This window comes from Nocardia sp. NPDC050413, assembly GCF_040655475.1.
Classification (GTDB): domain Bacteria; phylum Actinomycetota; class Actinomycetes; order Mycobacteriales; family Mycobacteriaceae; genus Nocardia; species Nocardia coubleae.
In genome coordinates this window covers 454-26,663 of record NZ_JBFAJZ010000018.1, presented here as the reverse complement: position 1 = coordinate 26,663, position 26,210 = coordinate 454, and the positions used below count along the sequence as shown (strand labels likewise).

Genomic DNA, 26,210 nt, shown 5'->3' with positions numbered 1-26,210 from the left:
CGCCACCGGCACTCGCGTGATTCATGTACCCCGCCTCGATTCGGCCACCATCTGCCACGACATTACTCGCGCCGGCCGGACGCGGTGGCGTGACATACAGCAGCCGAGCAGCACCGAACAGTGGGTGTCGAGTGCGCCCACACGACGCCTCATTCGACCAATTTGCCTTCCGTCGACACATCTCGCATGAGCCGCGCGATATCGCCGGGGACCGCGGGAATCTCTTCACGTTCGAGCTTGCCGGGACCCGACCACACCAGGTTCACCCGCAGCTCCGGATCCAGGTCGGGGTAATCGGACCGGTTGTGGCAGCCACGGGTTTCGCGGCGCTCCAGCGCGGCTTCCAGGGTGGCGCGCGCCGCGAGCACCGAGGACTTCAGATCGAAGGCGTGCGCCAGGTCCTGGAACCCGGCGGCGTCGGGGTGCACGCCGATATTCGTCATCCGCTCCTCGACTTCGTCGAGCTCGGCCAGGCCCGCCCGAATTCCGGGCTCGTCGCGCACCACGCCGGCGTGCTCGGTCATGGTGTCGCGCACGGCGCGTTGCAGGGCCCGCACGTTCTCCTGCCCGTCGACCGCCAGCAGCTCATCGATCTCGGCGCGGGCCTCGACGAGCGCGCCCCGGGAGCGACGCTGTGCTTCATGCTCGGCCGAGTACCGCGCTGCCGCCTCGCCGACGATCCGGCCGTAGACGAGCAGTTCGATCAGTGAGTTGCCGCCGAGCCGGTTGGCACCGTGCAGACCGCTCGACGCCTCGCCGATCGCGTAGAGGCCGTCGACGCCGGTGCCGTGATCTTCGGAGCGAACCCATACTCCGCCCATGGAGTAGTGCGCCGTGGGCGCGATTTCGATCGGATCGCGCGTGATGTCGAGCATCTGCAGTTCCAACATCGTCTGGTAGACGCGCGGCAGGCGCCGCATGATCGTTTCGCGAGGCAGGTGCGAAACATCTAGCCAGACAGCACCGTTCGGGGTTCCTCGCCCCTCCTTGATCTCGGTATAGGCGGCCAGCGCGACCCGGTCGCGGGTCGAGAGCTCCATGCGTTCCGCGTCGTAGCGCCGCATGAAGCGCTCTCCCGCGGCGTTGCGGAGAATGCCACCTTCTCCCCGTGCAGCTTCCGATACCAGTGTCCCAGCGGCATTCTCGGGTTCGATGAGACCGGACGGGTGGAACTGCACGAGCTCCGGGTCCCGAATCCGGCCGCCCGCGAGGACGGCGAGCCGGAACGAATCACCGGTGTTCTCGTCACGTCGGGAAGAAGTGCGACGCCAGATGCGGGTGTGCCCACCGGCGGCGAGGATCACCGCGTCGGCTCGGAACACATAGCGCTCGCCGCTGTCGAGATCGAAACCGTAGGCGCCGAAAACCACGTTGTCACGCACCAGGATTCGGGTCACATAGCAGGTATCGATGATCTGGATGCCGAGCTGCGCGGCCCGGTTCACCAGGGTTCGCTGGATCTCGAGGCCGGTGTAGTCACCGGCGAACGCGGTGCGTCGGTAGGTGTGCGCGCCGAAGAATCGCAGCGAGATCCGTCCGTCGGATTCGCGAGCGAAGGGCATGCCCCAGCGCTCGAGATCCTCGATTCCGCGCGCGGCGTTCTCGGCCACGATCCGAGCGGTATCAGGCCGCGCCAGCAGGTAGCTTTCGGTGATCGTGTCGGCCGCGTGCTGCTGCCAGCTGTCTTCGACGTCCATGGTCGACAGCGCGGCGTTGATACCGCCTGCGGCGAGGGTGGTGTGCGCGTCCGCCTTCGGCCGCTTTCCCACCACCAGGACGTCGATGCCGCGCTCGGCCAGTTCGATCGCCGCACGCAGGCCGGATCCGCCGGTGCCGACGACGAGCACCGACGTCGCGATCTGACGCTCCTCGGGTGTGAGCATTCGCTTCGTTCCCTTCCGAAGGGGACAGTTCGCGCGGGCGGGCCGATCGCCGCCCGCGCGAACAGTTCAGTTGCTGGTGAGCCACTCCGACAGCCGCGTCTGCGCCAGTTGCGCGTCGCTGCCGGGCAGCAGCTCGCGCTGCGGCACCGCCCCGAAATACCGGGCCTCGGGATCGGTGACCACCGTGCGCGCATCCGAGCGCGCGCTCAGCACGGTGCGGATCCATTCGTCGAGGGCCATGACCTCCGGGCCGCCGACCTCGATGGTGCCGTTCTTCGGCTCGCCCGCCGCGGTACGACCGACAGCCGCAGCCACATCGTCCGCGGCCATCGGCTGCATACTGGAAGCCGGCAGCCGCACCTGACCGTCGCTGGTCGCGGAATCCGCTATCCCACCGGCGAATTCGAAGAACTGCGTGGCGCGCACGATGGAATACGGCAGGCCCGATCCCTCGATCAGCTCCTCCTGCGCCACCTTCGCCCGCAGGTACCCGGAATCCGGCAGCCGTTCCGAACCCACCACCGACAGTGCGACATAATGCCCGACACCGGCCGCAGCGGCGGCCTCGAGCAGGTTCGTCGTGGAGGTCCGGAAGAACTCCAGCACGTCGTCGTCGGCGAACGACGGCGAATTGGAAACATCGATCACCACGTTCGCGTCCTGCAGTACTTCTTTGACGCCCTCACCGGTGAGCGAGTTCACGCCGGTGTTGGGTGCGGCCGGAACCGCCTGGTGGCCGTGCTCACCGAGTCGTGCGACGAGCTTGGAGCCGATCAGGCCGGTACCGCCGATGACGACGATCTTCATGCTCATTCCTTTCGTTCGGACATTGCCGCGGGGCCGGCGAGACTCCGCTACATCAAGGACAGGGCAGGCGGTGATTTTGTGACGGCGCGCGTGCCGAGGCCCTGTGACTATGCTCGGTCCTGCGGCGCGACGTATTCGAAGGTCGGCCCCGCGGTGGTGCGGCCGTCGCCGCTCGGCATCTTCATGAGAGCTTGGGCCTGGGACTTCAACGCGTACATCGTCCCCACCGCGTCCCGCATCTGCGACGGGCTGCCGTTGAAGGTGTCCTCGAGCAGATACAGCAGCAGGCAGTAGGTGTTGTTGAACTCCTCCTGCGCGAGGCGGACCGCGCTGCCCTCTGGATAGTCGGCGGTGCGGGGGTTGGGGCGCATCGGCAGCACTTTGTCGGGGTCGAACACGATCGGCTCACCGGTGGGCCCGGACTGCGGGGTGTCACCGAGTTGGAATCGCCTACCTTCCTTCAATTCCAGGAAGCGATAGAAGTGGGCGACCTCATCTCGATCGGGATGGAAGACGTCCTTCTCGCCGTCCCACACCTCGGTCCGCGCCGCGCCTTCGCCCTGCTCGACGATCTCGGCCAGCGCCGTCAGCGCCGACTTCAGGTCGTGCACGGGAACGACCTGTCCGCCACCGCTGTTGAAGTGCATCTCGTGGAGCTGGCGACCGGGGTCTCCGCAGAACACGACCTCCTCGCCGAGGGTGTCTACCAGCGTGACGAGACCGAGTTCGACGGCCGCGTAGAACTGCCCGATCGTGTGATAACCGTCGGATTCGGGTAGTGCGTCCGCCGAGGCGGGCTGTTCGATGTTCAAGAACAGTTCGAGGGCTTCGGAACCGAACGGCGCGAGCTGTATCTGTACGGATCGATCGCCGTGCGGCAGCGGATGCGGGTACGCGGGCAGCAATTCGGGCGCGTCGAGCTTGGGCTCACCGCCCACCGCATTGAGCAGATTCGCCGCCAGCGCCAGGTGCAGCATCTCCTCTACGAAGACGCTGCTGATGACCTGTGCCGCTTCGGCATTGGTGCCCGGCTCCAGCGAATACAACGCGCACATGTACGGCGGGATGGTCGCGTGCTCGAGCTCGATCGCCCACTGCAGATGGCGACGCAGATCGTCCATTGTCTCGATGGCGTGCCCCGTGCTGATGTCCATGACCGAACCTCGTCTCGACAGGTGTTCCTGTGGTGTCGACAACAAGGACAGTGCGCCCGGGGAAACTGTGACAAGAACGTATGACGCGCCGTCGACGGGCTCGGATCAAACGGACTCGTCGAGAAGGTGGGCGTTCCACACGGCCGCGGCCTGCTCATGGGAGTCGACGCCGGAGAAGAAAGCCTCCGCGATCGCGTCGTAGTCGGGATCGTCGAAACCACTGGTGCCGAGGAATTTCGCGCGGTACACGGCGAAACCTTCGGCAGTCGTGTGCGGGCGATAAGGAATGGCCATCTTTATCGACCGCCGCTGCGGGGCGTAGTCGGTCGCCTCGATGACGAGTGCATCCTGCCGCCCGGCCGGCGAGCGTAAGAAAGCGTCGACGACGAGCGCGGCATGTACCCAGCCCGGCCGCCCCGTCCGCAGTCGTTCGGCCCCCAGCCGCGCCCCGTCCGCGACATCGTCTACAAGAAACCGCTCCAACCCCTGCGACCCGTCGGCATCGACGTATCCGATCAGCGGAATCAGTAAATCCGAGTCGCTCACACTCCACACTGCGTGCGCCCCAGCAAATCCCGCATTCTTCGCGATGTCGTACACATCGAGGAGCCTAGCGGTGGGCCACAATCTCGGCTGTCGATCGTTGCCACGGCCGCACCTACCCACTCGCGCGGAACGACAAAAGGCCCGGCTGAAAAGCCGGACCTTTTGTTTCGGGTGGAGCTAAGGGGACTCGAACCCCTGACCCCCACACTGCCAGTGTGGTGCGCTACCAGCTGCGCCATAGCCCCGTGTTCTGTTGTTTCAGCTGCTCTCGCTGCTGCCTGAATGAAGTTACACCATGGTTCTCCGGGAGAACAAATCGGCTGGTAGATGGCGAAAACGGGGCGATTCAGGAGTGGGTTCGGGGCTCAGGGAGGTGGGCGGGCGGCGCGGAGGGGGTCTAGGATGTGCGCAACCTCACGTGGGTCAGGGGGCGAGGGTGGTGACCCAGTTCTCGTCGCGCCAGTCGACCGTGGTTGTTCCGTCGTAGATGGTGGGGGTGGCGGATTTGTTGCCGGTGCGGGCGTCGAGGTCGGCGAGGGCCGATTTCGCGGCGGCCGCGGCGGCGTCGCGCTGGGTGGCGTGGGTGATGCAGGCGGCGACGGATTCGGGGGCACCGGATTCGGTGGCCAGGGTGGCCAGGGCGGGGTTGCTCAGGTCCTCGGCGCCTTCTTCGGGCTGGCGGTCCACGAACAGGGCTTTGTGGAACTTGCCGTAGGTGGGGCCCGAACCTGTCTGGGCGACACAGAGATTGGCCGCGATGGCGCGGGTGGAGTAGTCCTTGCTCTTGGACTGGTCGTCGAGGAACGCGACGAGGTGGTAGTTCACGGCGAGCTTGCCCTCGTCGATCTTCTGGGCGAGTTCCTGGCCGTAGCTGGTCTCCATCACCCCGCAGGCGGGGCACAGCGGGTCTTCGAAGATGTCGATGGTTTTCGCGGCGTCGGGACGGCCGAGCCGGATCACCCCTTCGGGTGTGGTGGTGACCTGCACCGCCGCCTCGCGCACAGCGCCGTAACCGTCGTTGCGGACGGCTGGTGGTTCGGCGCTCCACTTGTAGACGGCGAACACGATCAGCCCGATCACGACGAGGGCCACCGCGCCGAGCGCGTAGGTGGTGTTGCTCGAGACGGGACGTGGATTGTGCGAAGAACCGGCTGTGCTCACCCGTCCACTCTGCCTCGAGCCGATATCGGCGCGCCGCCCGGGCACGCCGATATCAGCTCTACCAGCTTATTTCTCCGTGTCGACCGGACGACGGTTCGCGGGAACCATGCCGTCACGCACGACGGGTGACCCGTCGGGGCCGTCGCAGGTACATTGCGGGTCGAGGCCGTCGCCCGCGTGGTCGGGGTGCTGCGGGTCCTCGGGATGCACGATCCGCGACGGCTCGGGAGTGAACACCCACACCGTCGCCGACACCGCGAGCACCGCCCCGGTCACCGCCATGCCGACCCCGAACGACGTGCGATCGGCGACCTCACCGATGACGATCGGTCCGACGACCGCGCCCAGGTCGGCCGCCATCTGGAACGCCGCGAGAACCGGCCCACCGCGCGCCCGGCTGCCGAGCACATCGGCGAGCGCCGCCTGCTGGACCGGGCTGAACATGCCGGAACCGATGCCCGCGACGAACGAGGCGAGCAGGAACCACGGCAGCGACGGCGCGAAACCGAGCGCGCCGGTGCCGACCGCACAGATCGCCGAGCCGAGGATCAGGAACGGTTTGCGACCGAGCCGGTCGGATAATCGACCCGAGGCGAACAGCACCGCCCCGTTGCCCGCCGCGAACACGGTGAGCGCGACACCGGCCATGCCGGGTTCCTGCCGCAGGGTCTCCACCACCAGCAGCGGGACGAACGCCATCCGCACACCGAACACCGCGACACCGCCGGCGAAACTCGACAGCAGCACCGCGCGATACGCGGGCTCCGACCAGCCCTGCCGGAAGGTCAGTTCCGGCGTGGTCGTCGCACTGTCGTCCTTCAGGACCGGTGACTCGCGCAAACCGGCGAACACGATCACGCACACGACGAGCAGGGCGAGCGCGTAGATGACGAACGGGGCCCGCAATCCTAGCCCGGCCAGCGCACCACCGACCAGCGGACCGACCAGCGAACCGATCAGGAAACTCGTCGAATACACACCGGACACCCGGCCGCGCGCGGCAGGCGGCGACACCCGGATGATCAACGCCATCGACGACACCGTGAACATCGTCGACCCGATCCCGCCGAGCGAGCGCAACACCAGCAGTTGCCAATACGTCTGCGCCAGCGCGCACGCACCGGTCGACACCGCGACGATGAGGATGCCCGCCAGATACACCCGTCGCTCGCCGAGCTTCTGCACCAGGCGCCCACTGGCGGGGGCGAACAGCAAGCGCATCAACGCGAAGGCACTCACGATCGCCGACGCGGCCGCGATACCGACCCCGAATTCGCGGGCGTACTGCGGCAGCACCGGCGCCACCAGCCCGAAGCCGAGCGCGATCACGAACGCCGCCGCGATCAGTACCCAGATTTCGGCGGGTAGCCGAACCTTTGTCGCGGTACTCACTCGATCAGCGCCTGATTCACCATCTCCTCGGCGGCGGCCTGCACCTGGGTCAGATGCTCGGACCCGAGGAAGGATTCGGCGTAGATCTTGTACTTGTCCTCGGTGCCCGACGGGCGGGCGGCGAACCAGGCGTTCTCGGTGGTCACCTTCAGCCCGCCGAGCGGGGCTCCGTTACCGCGCGCGGTGGTGAGGATGCCGGTGATCTCCTCGCCGGCGATCTCGGTGCCGGTGATGGATTCGGCGCTGAGCCGCGCGAGCTTGGCCTTCTGCTCGCTGGTGGCGACGGCGTCGATGCGCGCGTAGGCGGGGCTGCCGTGCTGACGTTCGAGCTCGCCGTAGCGAGCCGAGGGGGTCTGACCGGTGACGGCCGCGATCTCGGCGGCCAGCAGCGCCAGCAGAATGCCGTCCTTGTCGGTGGTCCACACGGTGCCGTCCATCCGCAGGAACGACGCGCCCGCGCTCTCCTCACCACCGAAAGCCAAACTGCCACTGAACAATCCGGGCACGAACCACTTGAACCCCACCGGCACCTCGTACACATCGCGGCCGAGCACACCGACCACCCGGTCCACCATCGAGGACGTGACAACCGTCTTGCCGACCTTGGTGAGCGCGTCCCACCACATCCGGTTGGCGATGAGGTATTCGATCGCGACCGCGAGAAAGTGGTTGGGGTTCATCAGCCCGCCGTCGGGGGTGACGATGCCGTGGCGGTCGGCGTCGGCGTCGTTGCCGGTGGAGATGTCGTAGTCGTCCTTGATGCCGACCAGTCCGGCCATGGCGTGGCGCGAGGACGGATCCATCCTGATCTTGCCGTCGCTGTCGAGGGTCATGAAACGCCAGGTGGGGTCGACGAACGGGTTCACAACCTCGAGTTCGAGATCGAAGCGCTGCCCGATCTCCTCCCAGTAGTCCACGCTCGCCCCGCCCATCGGGTCGGCGCCCATGCGGATGCCCGCGCCGCGAATCGCGTCCAGGTTCAGTGCGTTCGGCAGGTCGGCGACGTAGTGGTCGAGGTAGTCGTAGCGCTGCACATGGGTCTTCATCGCCTGTTCCAGCGACACCCGCTTCACTTCGGCCAGGCCGCCGCGCAGCAGTTCGTTGGCGCGCGCGGCGATGGCGTCGGTGGCCTTGGTGTCGGCGGGGCCGCCGTGCGGCGGGTTGTATTTGAAGCCGCCGTCGCGCGGCGGATTGTGCGAGGGGGTCACCACGATGCCATCGGCCTGGTGCTTGGTTCCGCCCTGATTGTGACGCAGCACAGCATGACTCAGCGCCGGCGTCGGGGTGTAGCGGCCACGCGCGTCGATCACGGCGGTGACGTCGTTGCCCGCGAGGACCTCGAGCGCGGTGGTCCAGGCCGGTTCGGACAGGGCGTGGGTGTCGCGCGCCAGGTACACGGGACCGGTGATGTCGCGGGTGGCGCGGTACTCGACGATCGCCTGGGTGATGGCCATGATGTGCGCCTCGTTGAACGCGCTGTCCTCGCTGGACCCGCGATGCCCCGAGGTGCCGAAGACCACCTGCTGGCTCGGTTCGGCCGGATCGGGCACGCGGCTGTAGTACGCGGTGACCAGGTGAGCGATATCCACCAGGTCGGTCGGGCGGGCGGGCCGTCCGGCGCGATCGTGGGCCATGGTGGGTGTTCCCTTCCGTGTCGGCTGGGCGCGGCTGGTCATGAGGATCATGCGCACAACCAGTTGGTCAGGGACGCGGCGGCATACACCGAGGCCAAGCTCGCCGCGACACTGATCGCGACGTTGCCCAGGGCATACACGTAGGCGCCCTCGGTCACCAGACGTATGGTCTCGTAACCGAATGTGCTGAACGTGGTCAGCGCACCACAGAAACCGATTCCCGCGAACGCCAGCAGAGTACTGCCCGCGCTCGCGCCGATCAGGCCCCCGAGCAACGCCGAACCGACAATGTTAACCGTCAACGTCCCCCACGGCAGCCCGGCCGGGAACCGCGCCGAGACCGCCCGATCGACGAGGTAACGCGCGGGGGCACCGAGCATTCCACCCGCGAACACGAGTGCCGCGGTCATCGCCCGCCTCCCGCCGTGGGAGCCCACATCGCGACCATCGGATGGCCCCCTTCCGTCGTCGGATTCACGTGTTCTGCCCCACGCTGCCTGCCGCCCAGCGGGTCCCGATCATGGCGAGCGCCATCGCGCCGAGGCCCGCGAGGACCGAGAGACCGAGATAGGCCACGGCCGTGCCCGGCGAACCGGTGTCGATCAGTGTACGAAGCTCGAGGCCGAAGGTGGAGAAAGTAGTGAACCCGCCGAGCACGCCGATCCCGAGGAACGGGCGAACCAGCGTCGGCGCCGACCAGATCTCGGTGACCACGACCATCAGCACCCCGAGGGCGAAGCAGCCGACCACATTGACGGTGAGGGTCGACCACGGAATTGGCCCAGGACGCACCGGCCACCACTGGCCCACACCGTATCTGGCCGTGGCCCCGAGACCACCGCCCACCGAGATCGCCGCGAGGACGGCCGGGTCGAGCGCCGGGGGCCGCGATGCCATGCACTGCCCTCCCCTGCTAGTCCGACGGTGGTCGTTGCTCATGGTATCGAGTACCCCCGACAAACTAGCGCGCGGTGCGCGTCCGGCAAACCCCCAGCAGCCACCTCGCGCGAACGCCGATGGCCCGGACCGAGTCTCGGTCCGGGCCATCGGTTTACGACAGGTGGATCAGTGCGCGAGCACCATCTCGCCCTCGGCGGGGGCGGGCACCTTGTTCGGCATGAGCACACCGATCACGATCGCGCCGAGCACGAAAGTGGCCGCCGCCCACCAGAAGCTGGTGGTGTAGCTCTCGATCGCGCCCTGGGCCATGGTCAGTGGACCGGGCTCGTGCGCGGACACGTAGTCGGTCATCGCCGAGGCCGCGATGGTGCTGAGCAGCGCGGTGCCGATGGAACCGCCGACCTGCTGGCTGGTGTTCACCATCGCCGAGGCGACACCGGCGTCGTCGTGCTGCACGCCTGCCGTCGAGCCCTGGAACGCCACCGACATGGCGCCACCGAGGCCAAGGCCGAGCAGGACGAGCGCGGGCAGGATGTGGGTGACATAGCTGCTGTCGAGACCGATGAAGGTGAGCCACACCATGCCCGCCGCGGCGACCAGGAAGCCGCCGCTGATGACGACCTTCGGCCCGACCTTGGGCAGCAGGAACGAGGGCGCGGTGGTGGACGAGGCAACCATGCCGAACACCATCGGCATGAACGCCACACCGGTCATGATCGGCGAGTACTGCAGCGACAGCTGCATGTAGAACGTCAGGAACAGGAAGATCGCGAACATGCCGATGCCCATGATGAACACGGTCAGGTAGGAACCGGCACGGGTGCGGTCGGTGACGATGCGCAGCGGCAGCAGCGGGTGCGCGACGCGGGTCTCGATCCAGACGAACACCGCGAGCAGCACGGCGCCGCCGATCAGGAACGCCAGCGTGGTCGGGTCGCTCCAGCCGTGGGATTCGGCGTGCGAGAAACCGTAGACGATGCCGAACAGCGCCGCGGTGACGGTGATGGTGCCGGGCCAGTCGAGCTTGGGCCGCGAGCTGGCGTTCACATGCTTGGCCAGCAACAGCACCGCACCCACCAGCGCGACGGCGGCGAAGATCAGGTTCACATACATCGCCCAGCGCCACGACGCCCACTCGGTGAGCGCGCCGCCGAGCAGCAGGCCGATCGCGCCGCCGGCACCGGCGACGGCACCGAAGATGCCGAACGCCTTCGCGCGTTCACCGGGTTCGGTGAAGGTGACGGTCAGCAGCGAGAGGGCGGCGGGCGCGAGCAGTGCGCCGAACACGCCCTGGCCGACGCGGGCGGCGACCAGCATCTCGAAGCTGTTGGCGGCGCCGCCGATGGCGGAGGCGACCGCGAAGCCGACGAGACCGACGATGAAGGTGTTGCGGCGGCCGAACAGGTCGCTGAGGCGGCCGCCGAGCAGCAGCAGGCTGCCGAAGGCCAGCGCGTAGCCGGTGATGACCCATTGGCGGTCGGCGTCGCCGAAGCCGAGGTCGGCCTGGGCGGCAGGCAGCGCGATGTTCACGATCGTCGCATCGAGCACGACCATCAGCTGCGCGATACCGAGGACCGCGAGCACCCACCAGCGCAACGCGTGTGAGCCTCGCCGGTTCCCGGTGTCCGCACCGGACGCGGGACTCGTCCCCTTGTCGAGTGTGGTGGTCATGACTCCCCTTGCAGGTCTAGGTCGGTAGTTTCGGTGGCATAATCGGAGATATACCCTCCGCTTCAGTCGAAGCTACCAGAGTAACGGAGAAACCACCTCCACTTAATCCGGCAATGAGTAGGATGCACCTGTGAATCACGCCACGACGACTGCCGCAGCGCCCCGCAGGCTGCGCGCCGATGCCGCCCGCAATCAGCAGCGCATCGTGGTCGCAGCCAGGGAACTCTTCGCCGAACACGGCCTGGAAATCACCCTCGACGACGTGGCCGAGCGCGCGGGCGTCGGCGTCGGCACGGTCTACCGGCGCTTCGCCAACAAGCGGGCACTCATCGTCGAGGTATTCGAGCAGAACATGGTCGACTTCGCCGACGCGGCCGACGCCGCGACCCGCAACCCGGACCCGTGGCTGGCACTCGTCGAGTTCTTCGAACACGCCTGCAAGCACCTGGCGACCAACCGCGGCTTCGGCGAGGTGGTGCTCGAACTCGAAGAGGACCCGACCCGGTTCGCCGAGATGCGCGAGCGGATCCGCCCGTCGGTGGCGGCCATCGTCGACCGGGCGCGCGACGCGGGCGCGGTGCATCCCGACATCACCACCACCGACTTCTTCGCGCTGATCCACATGGTCAACTCGTTCATGGAGTTCGCCGCGCCGGTCAATCCCGACGTGTGGCAGCGGTACATGGCCGTGGCGCTGAACGGCGTGCGCACCGACGCCGTGCCGCGCAGGCCGCTGCTCGCCCCGCCGCTCACCGACGCCGAGGTGGAGCAGGCCAAATCGGCCGCCTGCCTGGGTCGTCGCCGCTGATTTTCGTTCCCTCAGTAGCGCGGGTCACACTTGGTCCTCTACAGTTGGACACATGACCAAGAACACCTGGGTGAACTGGGCTGGCGAGCAGCGCTGCGCACCCGCCGTCGTCGCGACGCCGCGTGACGTCGATGAACTCGCCGGGATCGTCACCGAATCCGCGGCGTGGGGCCGGACGGTGCGTGTCGCCGGTTCGGGCCACTCGTTCACCGACGCCGTGCTCACCGACGGCACCCTCGTCGACCTCGGCGCCATGAACAAGGTGCTCGACGTCGACACCTCGACCGGCCGCGCGCGCGTGCAGGCCGGGCTGACGCTCAACGCGGCGAGCCCGCTGTTGCACGAGCACGGACTGGCCTTCCCCAACCTGGGCGACATCGACACCCAGACCGTCGCGGGCGCCACCGCCACCGCGACCCACGGCACCGGCGCGCGGCTACGCAACATCTCGGCGGCGCTGCACTCGGTGCAGGTGCTGTGCGCCGACGGCAACGTGGTCGAGCTGAACGAGGAGACCGATCCCGAGGGGTGGCGCGCGGCGCGGGTGAGCATCGGCGCGCTCGGCATCGTCACCGAGGCGACCCTGCAGCTCGAGCCGTCGTTCGTGCTCGAAGGCGTGGAACGGCCGCTGCCGCTGGCCGACGTCCTCGCCGATCTCGACGAATTCGTCGACGGGAACGACCATTTCGAGTTCTTCGCCTTCGCGCACAGCTCCGTGGTGATGACCAAGGCGCTCAACCGCACCGACAAACCCGAGCAGCCGCGCGGCGCGCTGAGCGAGTGGGTCAACGACATCCTGCTGTCCAACTATCTCTACGACGGCCTGTGCCGGGTGGGTCGCCGCGTTCCCGCGACCGTTCCGCTGATCCATCGCGTCGCCACCGTCGCGGGCAGCAACAACCGTCAGCGCGACCGCTCCTACCGTGTGTTCGCCACACCGCGCCTGGTGCGGTTCAACGAGATGGAATACGCGGTCCCGCGCGCGCACGCGGCCGAAGCCGTTCGCGAGATGATCACGCTGGCAAAGAAATTCGGTACTCCCATGCCGATCGAGGTGCGCTGGGTGGCACCCGACGACGCCTTCCTCTCCCCCGCGAGCGGGCGCGACACCTGCTACATCGCGGTGCATCAGTACCAGGGCATGGAATGGGAACCGTACCTGCGCGCCTGCGAAGCGGTCTTCGACCGGTTCGACGGTCGTCCGCACTGGGGCAAACACCATTTCCAGACCGCCGAGACGCTGCGCGGACGCTATCCCGACTGGGATCGGTTCGCGGCCGTGCGCAAACGCCTCGACCCCACCGGGGTGTTCGCCAACGACTATGTGAACCGAGTGCTCGGTTCGCTCGACTGAGGCGGACACCGCAGGACAACACCGTAGCCGCGCCCACACACGCGCGGGTTGATGCGATGATGGCGGTGATATCCGAAGCGCCACAAGCACTTCGCCCCTGCACCGAAAGGGCGACCATGGCCCACACACCCTGCGTGTTGTTCGTCTGCGTCCACAATGCGGGCCGATCACAGATGGCGGCGGGCTTCCTGCGCGCCATGGCAGGCGATCGCATCGAGGTCCGCACCGCGGGCAGCCAGCCCGCCGACGAACTGAATCCCGTCGCGGTGGCGGCGATGGCCGAGATCGGGATCGACATCTCCGGTGAACGGCCCAAGCCGCTCACCGACGATGTCGTCGGGCTGTCCGACGTGGTGGTGACCATGGGTTGCGGCGAGGTGTGCCCGTATTTCCCCGGCATCAGCTATCGCGACTGGGTGCTGTCGGATCCGGCCGGGCAACCGATCGAGGTCGTGCGCGGGGTCCGCGATCATCTGCAGATCCTGATCGGCAACCTCATCGCCGAACTGGTGCCCGTGCCCGCGCGTTGATGTCCGATTCGTTCAAGACGACCGGCCTTCGCGCCGAATACGCTGCCGGACATGACTCCTCAGCTCGACGCCATCTCGATCATCGTGTCCGACATGGCCGCCTCGGTGGCCTTCTACCGTGCGCTCGGCCTGAACTTCCCCGAGGGGTGTGAGACCGAGGGGCACGCCGAGGCTCCCCTGTCCGGTGGGATGCGGCTGCTGCTGGACACCGAGGCGACGGTCGCCTCGTTCACCCCCGGTTGGCAACCACCCAGCGGCCCCGGCCGGAGCAGCCTCGCGTTCCGCTGCGCCGATCCGGCCGAGGTCGACTCGCTGTACAAGGAGCTGGTCGGCGCCGGATACCACGGTGAACTCGCGCCGTGGGACGCCTTCTGGGGCCAGCGCTACGCCGTGCTCGCCGACCCCGACGGGCACGGTGTCGACCTCTACGCGCCGTTGCCCAGCGGATAGGTCGACCAGCCGTGCGGGTCGCGCAGGCGCCGCCGATACCGGCCGAGCACCTCGCGGACCTCGTCGCTGACCGGCGGTTCGCCGTCCAGCTTGGTCCACAGGTGAGCGTCGTGCTCGGTGAGTTGCACGGGTCCGGTGGTGGCGACGTCGACGACGAAGGTGAACTGTCTGGTGCGCGCGCCGTTGCCGGACAGATAGTCGAAGTCGCCCAGGTAGTCGGTGATGCCGGTGACCTCGAGACCCGTCTCCTCGGCAACCTCACGGGCGAGGGCGTCGTCGAGCGCCTCGCCGTGCTCGACGACACCGCTCGGCAACTCCCACCGTCCGCTGAGGAAGTCGGATCGTCGTCGGCGCAGGATGAGTACCCGGTCGTGGCGCACGACGACGGCACCGACGACAAGTCGGCGTACTTCGTCTCGTTCGGCCTCGATACGCAGCGTGGTGAACACGGATTCGTCGATCATCGGGTCACATCCTCTCGTCGTGGTTCGGACTGGGCCTGGCACATGCGACGGGGCGTGCACAGTGAGCATAACTTCGTATCGCAGCTGAGCCGAATGAGACTTTCCGGGCACGCTCAGCCGGGTTGCAGGCTGCGCACCGTACATCCGCCCAGGTCACGGACCTCCCGGGAAAGATGTGCCTGGTCGGCGTAGCCGTGCAGGGCCGCTGTCTCGGCGGCCGGAGTCCCCGCGCGGATGGTTTCCAGTGCGCGTTGAAATCGAAGAATCCTCGCCAACATCTTGGGGCCGTAACCGAATGCCACGAGCGAGCGGCGGTGCAGCATGCGTGCCGACAGTCCCGCGCGGGCAGCGGTGTGGGCGACCGATTCGCCCGCGGCCATAGCCTCGGCGATTCCGGTGAGCAGCGGGTCCGGTGAGGGCGCTGCGGCCGCGAGGTCGACGGCAACGGATTCGAGAGCCACAACGCGGTCGGGCGCGTTGTCGACCCGATCGAGCAGTGCGCGGGCGGTGGCGGCGGGCACGATCGTGTCGAGTTCGACGCGCTGGTCGAGCAGTTCTACGGCGGGCACGCCGAGCACAGCCGGTGCGGCACCCGGGGCGAACCGGACGCCGACGAATTCGGCGGCACCGGCACGCACCCGTGCGGCACGGCTGTCCGGGCCCGCCACCATCAGGGTGCCCTCGGTCCAGATCAAGTCCATGCAGCCGTCGGGGAACACGCTGGCCTGGTCCGCGCCGCCGCCGGTGCGTTGCCAGACCACCGCGCGATCGACCCGTGACCGACGTTCCCGGTAGCCCATCCCCCGACGGTAGTACCGCGCACCGACACACTCGGTTCCGCCGGAGGCCGCCCGTCCGTAAGATCTGGCAACACAACGTTCGGCTCGGCGGAGGGGTGGCTGGATGCAATCGGCAGGCTCAGTGCACGGGCGACCGCGCGTGGCGGGGTTTCCCGGCGCGGATATCGACCCCGAACCCGACGTGTGGTCGGGCGCGGCGCTCGACGACGACCGGATCCGCGCGCTGGCCGTCGGCGCCTACTACGGGCGAAGCTGGGGCGCCTACTGCGACAGTGTCGCCTTCCTACCGGAGGAGCCCGGCAGTTCCGCCACGCGCCGTGAGACCGCGATCGAGGGCCTGCACGAATCGTGGGGCGTCGACCACGCCGAGGACGCGCGCGACACCATCCGCCGGCTGCTGGCGGGCATGCACGCGCCGCTGTTCGAACTCGTCCACCCGCTCGCCGTCGCCGCGGCCACCGACACCGGGCGGGTCGACCGGTCGGGGCTGGCCGACGAGCACCGCGAATTCCTGCACACGCTCTCGGGTTTCCGTGGCTACCGGGGTCCGGCCGGTATCGACCGGGACTACGACGCCTGGTTGCAGGCCATCAAACTCGGCATCACCGACAACCTGCCCGCACCGCTGCAGAACGACGCCACCGCCTGGGATCTGGCGCGGCTGGTGTTCATCGCCCGTGCCTCGTGTACCGCCGGCTATCTCACCGAGGACGAGGCCTTCGAACACATGCTCACCGGGCTCGACCGGGCACGTCAGCATTATCGCAACTGGCGTCAGTTCGGCGACGGCTTCCTCACCGGAGCCATCTTCTGGGCCGCCACCCAGGATCTTTCGGCCGCGAAAAGCCAAGTGGCGGAACGGCGCCGGATGATCGCGGGTCTGCACCTCCGTCCGTCGAGTCCCTGGCGGCGGGTGGCGCTGCACGCGGGGGCGCCGGTGTTCAGCCCGGCATGGTCAGCATGATGCCGACCGCCTGACGCCGGAACGGTTCGTCGGCGACCATCCCGAGTTTGCGCCGCTCCACCAGCAGTTGCCACTCGCCGAACAGGTCGGCCGACGACGGCAGCGACGGCGCGATCGATCCGTCGACGTGCTCGATCTCGCAGGCCAAGCGGATCGCCTCGGCCATCCGCTCGAAGTCGGTCGCGGTCCAGTCGTGGAAGTCCAGATCGGTGCCCGCACCCGAAATCCGCAGCGTCACCATGTTTTCCGCGCCCGACCGCACCGAGGCGCCGGTGAGTACGGACACCGGGAACTCGTACATCGCCCACGCGGAAACGAACAGCAACCGCAGGGTGGTGATCACGAGCAGGCCCGGCGCGCCCTCGTGCCCGGCCTGCGCCAGCTCGAGGACGTACTCGTCCGGGCGGGCGGCGGCGTGCAGGGTATCGATCTCGCGGGCGCAGTTGCCCGCGTGCCGCATGCGGGCCGCCGCCGCACCGACATCGGGTCGTCGCGGGCCGTTCGGGCCGAGAAGCGGGCGCGGCGGAACAAGACTCGGACGTGGCGGGAACACCCGGCGCAGACCGACGAGATCGCGTTCGACCGCGCGAACCAGCACCTGGGCCTGCTCACGCAACCCCGTCTCCAGGAACACCGGAACCGGATGCCGTTGCGTCGCTTCACCACCGACCACGAACTCCGCCGACCGGAAGAACAGCAGCAACGCCATCTGCCCGTCCTCGGTGGTCGCCAGGGCGATCCGCGCGAGTTCGGCCACACCGACGTCGAGGGCGATCTCGTTGTCGGCCCGCAGCGGCGTCGTCACCAAGCGCCCGTCCGCGTACCGCACCGCGACCCGCGCACCCCATACCTCGATCACGCCCGCGTCCCTCCTGCCCGGCCCCCGCCTGGCTGGATCGTACCGAGCTGGTAACAACGCCCTCACACAGATGGCAGGCTTACCCCATGTCCGAAGACGAAAACCCGACCGAGTCACCCACCGAGGCGACCAAACGCAAGTTCCGCGAAGCCCTGGAACGCAAGAACGGCAACGCCTCCGTGGCCGGCGCCGCCCAGAACGAAGCCAAGCTGCGCGGCACCTCCGCGGCTGCCGGTGGAAAGCGCACGTTCCGCCGCCGCGCGGGCGGCTGATCCCATGAAAAAGCCCCTCACCTGCGCGTCAGGTGAGGGGCCTCGAGTGGAGCTGCCGGGAATCGAACCCGGGTCCTCCGCCGCGTCTTCAGGGCTTCTCCGTGTGCAGTTCGCTATGTCTCTACTCGGATCTCCGGGTCTCGCGAACAAGCTCGGATGACGATCCCAGTCGCTGTTCGATGTCCCGCCCAGATCCGCGACCGACCTGGACGGTGATTCCCTCTAGCTGATGCCAGTACCCGGGTCGAGGGACGAACCCGGACTGACAGACACGCTTCGCTACTTAGGCAGCGAGAGCGTAGTCGCGCTGATTGGAATCGGCGCTTAATTGGTTGCAACGACGCTTACGGTGGTCTCTTGCCTGCACCGACACGCTTCCCCTGAATCAACGTACGCAGTCGAAACCGTTCAGCCCCGTACGTGCCCGCACCTTGCGGGCTAGTCATATTAACACCCGTGCTTCCGGGTTTCTTCCCCTTATTTCTGCCAGCGCGGGGTGGCGTCGTGGTGACCTGGTAGCGAACCGGCCAATTGGTCCGGCACAGTCGGTGGGGGCGAGTATCGTTCTCGATCGGTCGAACCGGGAGAAGCGAGATCGCCTGGGCGGCTGGACCAAGGAGTTGATTGATGGCATTCCCCCGTCGGCGTGGGCTGCGCCGGGTCGCGGTGATTCCGGCTGTTGCCGGACTGGTGCTCGCCGCGGCGTGTTCGGCCGGTGAGTCGGAACAGGCTCCCGGCGTGAGCAGTCAACCCTGTCCGGGTTCCGCGCACCCCGATCGCGGCTGCCTGTACCTCGGAGTGCTCTCGGACCTGGCCGACGGCCCGTTCTCGGCGCTCGGTTCGTCGATGAACGAGGGTCAGCTCGCGTTCTGGAACCAGGTCAACGAGTCGGGTGGGATCGGTGGCTACGACGTCGACATCACCACCCACAGCCGCAACACCTCCCTCGACCCGGGCAGGCATCGTGCCGGCTACGCCGAGATCGAACCGAATGTGCTCGCCCTCGCGATGAGTTTCGGCACTTCGCAGACCATCGCGATGCTCAACCAGATGGACGCCGACAACATGGTGAGCACCGCCGCCACCCAGTGGTCGGGCTGGAACTACCGCAGCGCCGACCGCAACCTGGTGCTCAGCGCGGGCTACTCCTACTGCACCGAAGCGGTGATGGGCCTGGACTGGTTCGCCGAGAACCACTACGCGCCGACGAATATCGCGGTGGTGTCCTACCGGGGCAATTACGGCGGCGACTACGCCAGCGGCGCGCTGAAGTGGGCGCTCGCGAACGGCGCGACCATCGCCGACCGCATCGACACCGGACCCAACGGTGAGGTGGGCAATCAGGACGGACCGGTGCAGGAGGTGCTCGCCGCCAACCCCGATCTGGTGATGCTGGCCACCGGCCCCGCCGAAACGGCCGAAATCGTGGGCAAGCTGGTGCGCGCGGGATTCACCGGCAGGTTCCTCGGTTCGCTGCCCACCTGGAACGCCGCACTGCACCAGACCGCCGCCGCCCCGGCGCTCGCCGCCCGCTACAACTACATGACTCCCGTCGACAGCTGGGCGGGCGACAGCGTCGGCGCGCAGAAGGCACGTGAGGCGACCGATCACGAACCGTCCAACTTCGGATATTCGCTGGGTTGGGCCATCTCCTACCCGCTCAGGGCGTTGCTCACCGAGGCGGCGGAGCGCGGCGAGCTCACCCGGGAGGGGCTGCGGCGGGCCGCCGAGGGGCTCAAACCCGACGGGGAAGGCATCGTCGCCATCCATCCGGTCGGTGCGGACGCGCCCGACCTGAGCAAGGAGTGGACCGTGGTGTTCCAGCCCGACGACAGCGCGCCGATGGGTGCGCGGCCGATCGCGGTCGGCTACCAGGGTTCGACGCTGCCCAGGCTCGGGCTGCACGAGCCCTGCACCCGGTTGTAGGTCTCAGCCCGCGGCGATCATCGCGACCGCCGCGAGCGCGAGTACCAGCCCGAATTTCTGGGTGCGGCTGATTCGTTCGCCGAGCAGCACCATCGCCAGCAGCACGGTCGCCGCCGGGTACAGCGAACCGATCACGCTGACCACCGACAGCATCGCCCCGTGGAAGGCGTAGAGCAGGGCGGCGTTGGCGATCACGTCGAGCACGCCGATCCACAACGCCAACCGCAGCGGTTCACCGTGCAGGCCAGCGAACTGACCGGCGGCCAGAGCGCAGATCCACACCACCGCCGTCGCGGCGCCGCGCTGGCCGAGCAGCGGCCACAGCCCGGCGGACGGGTCGGTTTCGTGCAGGAAGAAGAAGGCGAACCCGAACGCGGCGCCGGAACCGACGGTCAGCAGGGCGACGCGACGGGAGAAGCGCAGTTGCCGTCCGCCGATGATCTCCTCGGTGGTCTCGTCGGGTGCCTCACGGCTCACCAGCACCACCGCGACGAGCGCGAGCGCGATACCGGCGATCGCGGCCGGGCCCGGGCGCTCACCGAGGAAGAAGCCGGCGATCACCGGAATACCGGCCACCAATACCGCCGTGACCGGGGAGACCACCGCCATCGGCCCGTCGGCGAGCGCGGCGTAGAACCACCACACCGCGAGCCCGCTCGCCACACCGGCGGCCAGCCCCCACAGCATCGACGCGGTGTCGGGATGACCGCCGACCAGCGGTGCGATCAGCAGGACCAGCAGCACCGACCACGGATACGAGACGACGACGACCCGCAGAGCGGTGACTCTGCGGGCCGCGATGCCGCCGAAGAAGTCGCTGACTCCGTAACCCGCCGCCGCGATCAGGGCGAGGACGACGGAGATCAACGCATGCCTTTGACCCGCCGACCGATCTCGCGGGTGACCTCACGCTCGGCCTGGCGGCGAGCCAGATCCTGGCGCTTGTCGTAGTCCTGCTTACCCTTGGCCAGAGCCAGCTCCACCTTCACCTTGCCGTCGGAGAAGTACATCGACAGGGGCACCAGCGTCTGGTTGCCCTCGCGGGACTTGCCGACCAGGTGCTCGATCTCACGCTTGTGCAGCAGCAGCTTGCGGGTGCGCCGGGGCGCGTGGTTGGTCCAGGTGCCGTGGCTGAACTCGGGGATGTGCAGGCCACGAAGCCACACCTCGCCGTGGTCGACCGTCGCGAAGGCGTCGACGAGCGAGGCCTTGCCCTCGCGCAGGCTCTTCACCTCGGTGCCGACCAGCGCGATCCCCGCCTCGTAGGTGTCGAGGATCGTGTAGTTGTGTCGGGCCTTGCGGTTGGTCGCGATGACCTTCCGGCCTTTCTCCTTCATAACGGTCAACTGTAAGTGACGGCGCCAGCGGTTTATTCCATGGCCGGATCAGGCGCGGGCGGCGGCCCTTGCCAGTGCGCGGTCGCGTTGTTCCTCGAAGCGGGCGGCCTTGACCTCGAGATCGGTGAGATAGGCGTGCAGTTCGTCGCGGGCGCGTTCGCCCTCGGGGCCGAAGTCGGAGCGTTCGAAGATCCGCCAGGTGCGCAGGACCGGCTTCAGTACGGTGTCGAGGTGCTGGCGCAGGTCGTAGACGCCGTGCTTGGCGAGCAGGACCGCGTTGCGGCGGAAGTTGGGCTGGTTCAGGCCGGGCATCTGGAAGCGCAGGATGACATCGGTGATCGCGGCCATGGCGGCGTCGGGGGTGAGGTCGAGGGCGGCGCCGCACAGTTTGCGGTAGAAGATCATGTGCAGGTTCTCGTCGGCGGCGATGCGCGCGAGCATCCGGTCGGCGATCGGGTCGCCGCACAGGGTGCCGGTATTGCGGTGGCTGATGCGGGTGGCCAGTTCCTGGAAGGTGACGTAGGCGACGCCGCGCAGGAACTGGGAACCCTTCTCCGGCTTGGCGATACCGGCGGTCATGTGCGCCATCCGTGCCTGTTCCAGGGCGACCGGGTCGACCGCGCGGGTCACCACGAGGTAGTCGCGCATGACGATGCCGTGCCGGTTCTCCTCGGCTGTCCAGCGCCCGACCCAGGTGCCCCAGGCATTGTCGAGGCCGAAGGTGTCGGCCAGTTCACGGTGATAGGAGGGCAGGTTGTCCTCGGTGAGCAGATTGGTGATCATGGCCGCCCGCGCCACTTCGCTGAGCTTGGATTGCCCCGGTTCCCAATCGATTCCACCCATGGCGGCGAAGTTGCGACCCTCGTCCCACGGCACGTAGTCGTGCGGATTCCAGTCCTTGGCCTTGGCCAGGTGGTCGTTGAGGTTGTCCTCGGCCGTCGATTCGAGCTCGGCGAGGATGTCGCGGTCGGACAGGTGGAGCTGCATCTGGTGTCACCTCGAAGTTGCGGGAGAGGACTCGGAGTCCGTGCCCCTACGATCGGCCCAGGTCGTGACGGGCGTCGGCACAGTCGCGGAATACTGTGTGCGATCACAGTGGGCCGCACCGTCGGCTAGTCCGCGGGCAGCATGGGGCCGAACTGGTCGATGCTCAGCGGTAGGTGGGGCCAGGGGGCGGTGTCGGGCGTCAGTTCGCCGACCACGGTGACCCCGGCCGCGTCGAAGGCGGCTCGCGCCCGGGTGACGTGGTCGGCGGAGGTGACGAGGACGGCCGAGGTCAGGTTGTGCTCGCTCATCAGGGCGGCGGTGTGGTCGGCATTGCCGATGGTGGAGTCGGCGTGTGGCTCGCGCAGGATGCGGGCGGGGTCGATACCCGTGTCCTCGAGCCAGCTCGCCATGGCGTCGGCCTCGCTGCGACCCGCCTGCGGGTTGCCGCCGGTGACGATGATCGGCGACCACGGCGCGAACACCGCCTGCACGTAGCCGGTCCGCAACCGGCGCAGCAGTTCGTCGCGCATGGTGCCCTCCGGAGTGAGTCCGTACCCGAGGATGACCACCGCTGTGTCGCCGCCGTAGGTACCCGGCACGGTGGGCGCGACGATCCGGCGCAGATCCTGGATCACAGTGACCACCGCCGGTTCCGCCGACACCGATTGTGCTGCGGCACAGACGAATCCGGTTGCGGTGAGGGCCGTGCACACCCCTCGGATCGCCCACTTGGTCCAGACCATGGCCGTCGCCTCCTTGCGCGGACCGATCACCGTTCGATCGGTCGAGGAGGCCAACGGTGCGCCGTGGCAGGCGGCGCAGGAAGGGCTATGACGTGCGGCTACCGGAATTCACAAGGGCGTGGTGGGCGATGCTGGTCCGCGCCATCACAAACATTACGGTCTCCGCCGGGTCAGCCACCCGGACGCAACAGCAGATAGAGGGCGAGCGCGGACGCGAAGACGAGGACGAGTGCCACCGTCGACCAGCGCGGCCTGCCCCGGTGCACCGGGCGGTGGTGGCCGCCGAGCAAGGACGGTGCGACCGCCGGGTCGATATGCCGATGCGGCATCGGCGCGGGGGCATCCGCGCCACCCGAGCTCGACCCACCCGACGTCTCCGACTCGGAGCCTTCACCATTGGCCATGAATCGACACTAACGCGGCACCCCCTGATCCGTCGCGAGTTCCCTTCCCGCTAGTCGCCCGCCAGCGTGGCCAGCACCCCCTCCCCGTACCGGGCCAGTTTGTTCTCGCCGACCCCGGCGACGGTGCCGAGAGCGGCGAGGTCGCCCGGTTTGCGGGCCGCGATCTCGCGCAAAGTCGCGTCGTGGAACACCACGTAGGCGGGCACACCCTGCTCCTTGGCGGTGGCCGCGCGCCAAGCCCGAAGGCGTTCGAACAGTGGCACATCGGCGGCGGGCAGGTCGGCCGCGGCCTTCGCCGCCTTGGGGGCGCGCGCGGGCCGGGTGGGGCGTTCGGGTTCGCGACGCAACGCCACCTTGCGGCCCTCGAAGAGCACCTCGTTGCCCGCGTCGGTGAGGGCAAGGACGCCGTATTCGCCCTGTACCGCGAGGAAACCGCCGGCCAGCAGTTGACGGACCACCCCGCGCCATTCGGTGTCACGCAGGTCGGTGCCGATACCGAACACGGTGAGTTCGTTGTGGCGGTGCTGGGTGATCTTCGGGTTGGTCTTGCCGAGCAGGATGTCGACGAGGTGACCGGCGCCGAAGGCTTGTCCGCGTTCGCGTTTGAGCCGCAGCACCGTGGAGAGCAGTTTCTGCGCGGGGACGGTGCCGTCCCAGGTTTCGGGTGGGTTCAGGCATACATCGCAGTTGCCGCAGCCCTGTCCGGTGGGCTGTTGACCGAAATAGTTCAGCAGTTGCGCGCGTCGGCAATTGACGGTCTCGCACAGGGCGAGCATGGCGTCCAGGTGCAGTTGCAGTTGCCTGCGGTGGGCGGCGTCGCCTTCGCTCGAGTCGATCATCTTGCGCTGCTGCACCACATCGGCCAGCCCGTAGACCATCCACGCCGTCGACGGCAGACCGTCGCGGCCCGCGCGTCCCGTCTCCTGGTAGTAGCCCTCCACCGACTTCGGCAGGTCGAGGTGGGCGACGAACCGCACGTCGGGTTTGTCGATACCCATGCCGAAGGCGATGGTCGCCACCACCACCAGCCCGTCCTCGCGCAAAAACCGAGCCTGGTTCTCCGCGCGCACCCGGTTGTCCAGACCCGCGTGGTACGGCACCGCCCGCACACCGTTCTCGTTGAGCATGGCGGCGGTCTTCTCCACCGAATTGCGCGAGAGGCAGTAGACGATGCCCGCGTCGCCGGGATGCTCGGTACGGATGAACTCGAGCAGCTGCCGGTCGGGGCGGTTCTTGCCCTCGATCCGGTACTGGATGTTGGGCCGGTCGAAGCTGGCGACGAACTGCTTCGCCTCACCCAGATCGAGTCGTTCGACGATCTCGGCGGCGGTCTTCGCCGTGGCGGTGGCGGTGAGCGCGATGCGCGGAACGTCGGGCCAGCGTTCGTGCAGTAGCGACAGCGCGAGATAGTCCGGCCGGAAATCGTGGCCCCACTGCGACACGCAGTGCGCCTCGTCGATGGCGAACAGGGCGACCGTGCCGCGATCGAGCAGCCGCAGCGTGGATTCCAGGCGCAGGCGTTCCGGCGCCAGATACAGCAGGTCCAGCTCGCCCGTCACGAACTGCGCCTCCACCGTGCGGCGCTGATCGGGCGACTGGGTGGAGTTGAGGAACCCGGCCCGCACCCCGAGGGCACTCAGCGCGTCGACCTGGTCCTGCATGAGGGCGATCAGCGGTGAGACGACGACGCCGACACCCGGGCGGACCAGCGAGGGCACCTGGTAGCACAGGGATTTGCCGCCGCCGGTCGGCATCAGGACGAGTGCGTCACCGCCACCGATGACCTGTTCGACGATGGCGGCCTGGTCGCCACGGAAGCTGTCGTAGCCGAAGACCCGGCGTAAGACCTCGTCTGCCGTCTCACCGCGTGCGGGGGCCGCCGCCCGGCCCGGGGTGGCGGGGGCGAGGTCGTCGAAGTGGAAGCCGCCGGTGTCGTCGAAATCGTGTTCGGAGACGTAACCGCCGCCCGACGAGTAGGGGTCGTCGGGCGGGAAGTCTTCCGGGGGGAAGTCGTCGGGGGCTGTGGCGCCGGAATTGCTCACCGGGCCATCCTACGAGCGAGCGCCGGGACCGCGGCCCCTCCGCCGACCCCGATCACGGTCGTGACCGGGATCTGCTCACATGTGGATAACTCGCCTCTCACGCCCGCAAACGGGCAAGGACCTCGGAGTGCAGGGGACCATTGGTCGCCACCGCGTCGCCGCCGTGCGGGCCCGGGCGCCCGTCCAGGGAGGTGAACGTGCCGCCCGCCTCGCGAACCAGGATGTCGAGGGCAGCCAGGTCCCACAACGAGACCTCCGGTTCGGCAGCGATATCCACAGCCCCCTCGGCCACCAGGCAATAGTTGAAGAAGTCGCCGTACCCCCGGACCCGCCACACCTCGTCGGTGAGGTCGACGAACTTCTCCCGCAGCCCCCGCTCGTGCCAGCCCGACAGCGAGGAGAACGCCAAGCTCGCCGAATCCAGCTCGCCCACCGCCGACACCGTGATGGGTTTCGGAGCACCAGGATGAACCTGAGCCCACGCCCCCGACCCCGCCGCCGCCCACCAGCGCCGACCGAGCGCCGGGGCGCTGACCACCCCGACCACCGGAACACCGTCCTCGAGCAGGGCGATCAGGCTGGCCCACACAGGAACACCACGAACGAAGTTCTTGGTCCCGTCGATCGGGTCGACCACCCACTGCCTGCCGGTGAACTCGGCATCACCGCCGAACTCCTCACCGAGAACAGCATCGTCCGGGCGTTCGGCACTCAGCACCCGACGGATCACCCGCTCCACCGCGAGGTCGGCATCCGAGACGGGAGTGAGGTCCGGTTTCGAGTCGACTTTCAGGTCCACAGCGCCGAAGCGCTCCTTGGAGATGGCGTCGGCCTCATCAGCCAATCGAAGAGCAAGGTCCAGGTCAGCGGAGTAGGCAGCCACGAGGGGAGTTTATGGCGAGCCACACCAGCAACTCGAATGGGATTCCCCCAGTCCGCCACCAACGGCACTCCCAGCCCACGTGGCACCACCCGACTCCGCGACCAACCGCACTCCCAACCCACGCGGCACCACCCGACTCCACCACCAACCGCACTCCCAACCCACGCGGCACCACCCGACTCCACCACCAACCGCACTCCCAACCCACGCGGCACCACCCGAGTCCACCACCAACCGCG

The 26,210-nt window shown here is 68.1% G+C and carries 27 protein-coding genes, 1 tRNA gene and 1 other RNA gene; 7 read left to right on the top strand and 22 right to left on the bottom strand.

All coding sequences use genetic code 11. The annotated features are described in order from the left end of the window. Nucleotides 1-149 precede the first annotated feature (149 nt). From AB0I19_RS27465 to AB0I19_RS27415, 11 genes are all read right to left on the bottom strand, one after another. Nucleotides 150-1,883 carry an FAD-dependent oxidoreductase gene (locus tag AB0I19_RS27465; RefSeq protein ID WP_357152557.1) on the bottom strand — a complete coding sequence of 578 codons (1,734 nt, stop codon included), beginning with the start codon at nt 1,881-1,883 and terminating at the stop codon, nt 150-152. Nucleotides 1,884-1,949: 66 nt separating this feature from the next. Next, a complete protein-coding gene (locus AB0I19_RS27460; protein ID WP_357152554.1) occupies nt 1,950-2,690 on the bottom strand; it encodes an SDR family oxidoreductase in 741 nt (246 codons plus the stop codon). A 107-nt stretch (nt 2,691-2,797) separates the two neighbouring features. Further along, nucleotides 2,798-3,844, bottom strand: a complete 1,047-nt coding sequence (locus AB0I19_RS27455; RefSeq protein WP_357152551.1) for a ferritin-like protein — start codon at nt 3,842-3,844, stop codon at nt 2,798-2,800. Between the two features lie 105 nt (nt 3,845-3,949). Further along, entirely contained in the window at nt 3,950-4,444 is a 495-nt protein-coding gene (locus AB0I19_RS27450) for a hypothetical protein (RefSeq protein ID WP_357152548.1), read from the bottom strand. 118 nt (nt 4,445-4,562) lie between these two features. Continuing rightward, nucleotides 4,563-4,635 (bottom strand) — tRNA-Ala (locus tag AB0I19_RS27445). Nucleotides 4,636-4,813: 178 nt separating this feature from the next. Continuing rightward, nucleotides 4,814-5,551: a thioredoxin domain-containing protein gene (locus AB0I19_RS27440; protein ID WP_357152545.1), complete on the bottom strand. Its 738-nt coding sequence runs from the start codon at nt 5,549-5,551 to the stop codon at nt 4,814-4,816. A 66-nt stretch (nt 5,552-5,617) separates the two neighbouring features. Next, entirely contained in the window at nt 5,618-6,943 is a 1,326-nt protein-coding gene (locus AB0I19_RS27435) for an MFS transporter (RefSeq protein ID WP_357152542.1), read from the bottom strand. Further along, nucleotides 6,940-8,577 carry a phosphoglucomutase (alpha-D-glucose-1,6-bisphosphate-dependent) gene (pgm, locus tag AB0I19_RS27430; RefSeq protein ID WP_357152539.1) on the bottom strand — a complete coding sequence of 546 codons (1,638 nt, stop codon included), beginning with the start codon at nt 8,575-8,577 and terminating at the stop codon, nt 6,940-6,942. The genes AB0I19_RS27435 and pgm overlap by 4 nt, the downstream gene beginning before the upstream one ends. A 47-nt stretch (nt 8,578-8,624) precedes the next feature. Beyond that, nucleotides 8,625-8,987 (bottom strand): CrcB family protein, encoded by a 363-nt coding sequence (locus AB0I19_RS27425; protein WP_067491792.1) that lies wholly within the window; start codon nt 8,985-8,987, stop codon nt 8,625-8,627. Between the two features lie 64 nt (nt 8,988-9,051). After that, nucleotides 9,052-9,474, bottom strand: a complete 423-nt coding sequence (crcB, locus tag AB0I19_RS27420) for a fluoride efflux transporter CrcB (RefSeq protein ID WP_357152536.1) — start codon at nt 9,472-9,474, stop codon at nt 9,052-9,054. Nucleotides 9,475-9,642: 168 nt separating this feature from the next. Next, nucleotides 9,643-11,148, bottom strand: coding sequence for an MFS transporter (locus tag AB0I19_RS27415; protein ID WP_356986576.1), 1,506 nt, complete (start codon nt 11,146-11,148; stop codon nt 9,643-9,645). 130 nt (nt 11,149-11,278) lie between these two features. Between AB0I19_RS27415 and AB0I19_RS27410 the strand changes: the two genes are divergently transcribed. The 4 genes from AB0I19_RS27410 to AB0I19_RS27395 all read left to right on the top strand — a co-directional run bounded on the left by AB0I19_RS27410 (nt 11,279) and on the right by AB0I19_RS27395 (nt 14,290). Continuing rightward, complete coding sequence (locus AB0I19_RS27410; RefSeq protein ID WP_067491786.1) at nt 11,279-11,956, top strand: TetR/AcrR family transcriptional regulator; 678 nt, start codon at nt 11,279-11,281, stop codon at nt 11,954-11,956. A 52-nt stretch (nt 11,957-12,008) separates the two neighbouring features. After that, on the top strand, nt 12,009-13,310 hold the full coding sequence (locus tag AB0I19_RS27405; RefSeq protein WP_357152533.1) for a D-arabinono-1,4-lactone oxidase: 1,302 nt from the start codon (nt 12,009-12,011) through the stop codon (nt 13,308-13,310). Between the two features lie 116 nt (nt 13,311-13,426). Next, nucleotides 13,427-13,840 carry an arsenate reductase ArsC gene (locus AB0I19_RS27400; RefSeq protein WP_357152530.1) on the top strand — a complete coding sequence of 138 codons (414 nt, stop codon included), beginning with the start codon at nt 13,427-13,429 and terminating at the stop codon, nt 13,838-13,840. Nucleotides 13,841-13,891: 51 nt separating this feature from the next. Next, a complete protein-coding gene (locus AB0I19_RS27395) occupies nt 13,892-14,290 on the top strand; it encodes a VOC family protein (RefSeq protein WP_067637168.1) in 399 nt (132 codons plus the stop codon). On the opposite strand, the gene AB0I19_RS27390 is transcribed toward AB0I19_RS27395, so the two are convergent. Both AB0I19_RS27390 and AB0I19_RS27385 read right to left on the bottom strand, forming a co-directional pair. Next, a complete protein-coding gene (locus AB0I19_RS27390) occupies nt 14,266-14,754 on the bottom strand; it encodes an NUDIX domain-containing protein (RefSeq protein WP_357152527.1) in 489 nt (162 codons plus the stop codon). The genes AB0I19_RS27395 and AB0I19_RS27390 overlap by 25 nt on opposite strands. A gap of 113 nt (nt 14,755-14,867) precedes the next feature. Further along, nucleotides 14,868-15,554, bottom strand: a complete 687-nt coding sequence (locus AB0I19_RS27385; protein ID WP_357152525.1) for a helix-turn-helix domain-containing protein — start codon at nt 15,552-15,554, stop codon at nt 14,868-14,870. 139 nt (nt 15,555-15,693) lie between these two features. Between AB0I19_RS27385 and AB0I19_RS27380 the strand changes: the two genes are divergently transcribed. Further along, a complete protein-coding gene (locus tag AB0I19_RS27380; RefSeq protein WP_067637175.1) occupies nt 15,694-16,518 on the top strand; it encodes a DUF1266 domain-containing protein in 825 nt (274 codons plus the stop codon). Here AB0I19_RS27380 and AB0I19_RS27375 read toward each other — a convergent pair. Beyond that, nucleotides 16,496-17,377, bottom strand: coding sequence for a hypothetical protein (locus AB0I19_RS27375; protein ID WP_067491773.1), 882 nt, complete (start codon nt 17,375-17,377; stop codon nt 16,496-16,498). The two genes, AB0I19_RS27380 and AB0I19_RS27375, sit on opposite strands and share 23 nt — an antisense overlap. 86 nt (nt 17,378-17,463) lie before the next feature. On the opposite strand from AB0I19_RS27375, the gene AB0I19_RS27370 reads away from it, so the two are divergent. Further along, nucleotides 17,464-17,649 carry a DUF5302 domain-containing protein gene (locus tag AB0I19_RS27370; protein WP_067491771.1) on the top strand — a complete coding sequence of 62 codons (186 nt, stop codon included), beginning with the start codon at nt 17,464-17,466 and terminating at the stop codon, nt 17,647-17,649. A 44-nt stretch (nt 17,650-17,693) separates the two neighbouring features. Here the strand turns inward: AB0I19_RS27370 and ssrA are convergent. Further along, nucleotides 17,694-18,065, bottom strand: a transfer-messenger RNA (tmRNA) gene (gene ssrA / locus AB0I19_RS27365). Between the two features lie 211 nt (nt 18,066-18,276). Here ssrA and AB0I19_RS27360 point away from each other — a divergent pair. Then, nucleotides 18,277-19,575 carry an ABC transporter substrate-binding protein gene (locus tag AB0I19_RS27360; RefSeq protein WP_357152520.1) on the top strand — a complete coding sequence of 433 codons (1,299 nt, stop codon included), beginning with the start codon at nt 18,277-18,279 and terminating at the stop codon, nt 19,573-19,575. Between the two features lie 3 nt (nt 19,576-19,578). Here AB0I19_RS27360 and AB0I19_RS27355 read toward each other — a convergent pair whose 3' ends face one another. From AB0I19_RS27355 to hisN, 7 genes are all read right to left on the bottom strand, one after another. Beyond that, complete coding sequence (locus AB0I19_RS27355) at nt 19,579-20,442, bottom strand: EamA family transporter (protein ID WP_357152518.1); 864 nt, start codon at nt 20,440-20,442, stop codon at nt 19,579-19,581. Beyond that, nucleotides 20,439-20,912: an SsrA-binding protein SmpB gene (gene smpB, locus AB0I19_RS27350; RefSeq protein WP_357152515.1), complete on the bottom strand. Its 474-nt coding sequence runs from the start codon at nt 20,910-20,912 to the stop codon at nt 20,439-20,441. The genes AB0I19_RS27355 and smpB overlap by 4 nt, the downstream gene beginning before the upstream one ends. 48 nt (nt 20,913-20,960) lie before the next feature. Then, a complete protein-coding gene (locus AB0I19_RS27345; protein WP_067491765.1) occupies nt 20,961-21,899 on the bottom strand; it encodes an acyl-ACP desaturase in 939 nt (312 codons plus the stop codon). A gap of 125 nt (nt 21,900-22,024) precedes the next feature. After that, nucleotides 22,025-22,642: a YdcF family protein gene (locus AB0I19_RS27340; RefSeq protein WP_357152512.1), complete on the bottom strand. Its 618-nt coding sequence runs from the start codon at nt 22,640-22,642 to the stop codon at nt 22,025-22,027. 170 nt (nt 22,643-22,812) lie between these two features. Then, nucleotides 22,813-23,046, bottom strand: coding sequence for a hypothetical protein (locus AB0I19_RS27335; RefSeq protein WP_357152510.1), 234 nt, complete (start codon nt 23,044-23,046; stop codon nt 22,813-22,815). A 50-nt stretch (nt 23,047-23,096) separates the two neighbouring features. Continuing rightward, nucleotides 23,097-25,088 carry a DNA helicase RecQ gene (gene recQ / locus AB0I19_RS27330; RefSeq protein WP_067491759.1) on the bottom strand — a complete coding sequence of 664 codons (1,992 nt, stop codon included), beginning with the start codon at nt 25,086-25,088 and terminating at the stop codon, nt 23,097-23,099. A 97-nt stretch (nt 25,089-25,185) separates the two neighbouring features. Further along, nucleotides 25,186-25,971: a histidinol-phosphatase gene (gene hisN, locus AB0I19_RS27325; RefSeq protein ID WP_357152508.1), complete on the bottom strand. Its 786-nt coding sequence runs from the start codon at nt 25,969-25,971 to the stop codon at nt 25,186-25,188. Nucleotides 25,972-26,210 lie beyond the last annotated feature (239 nt).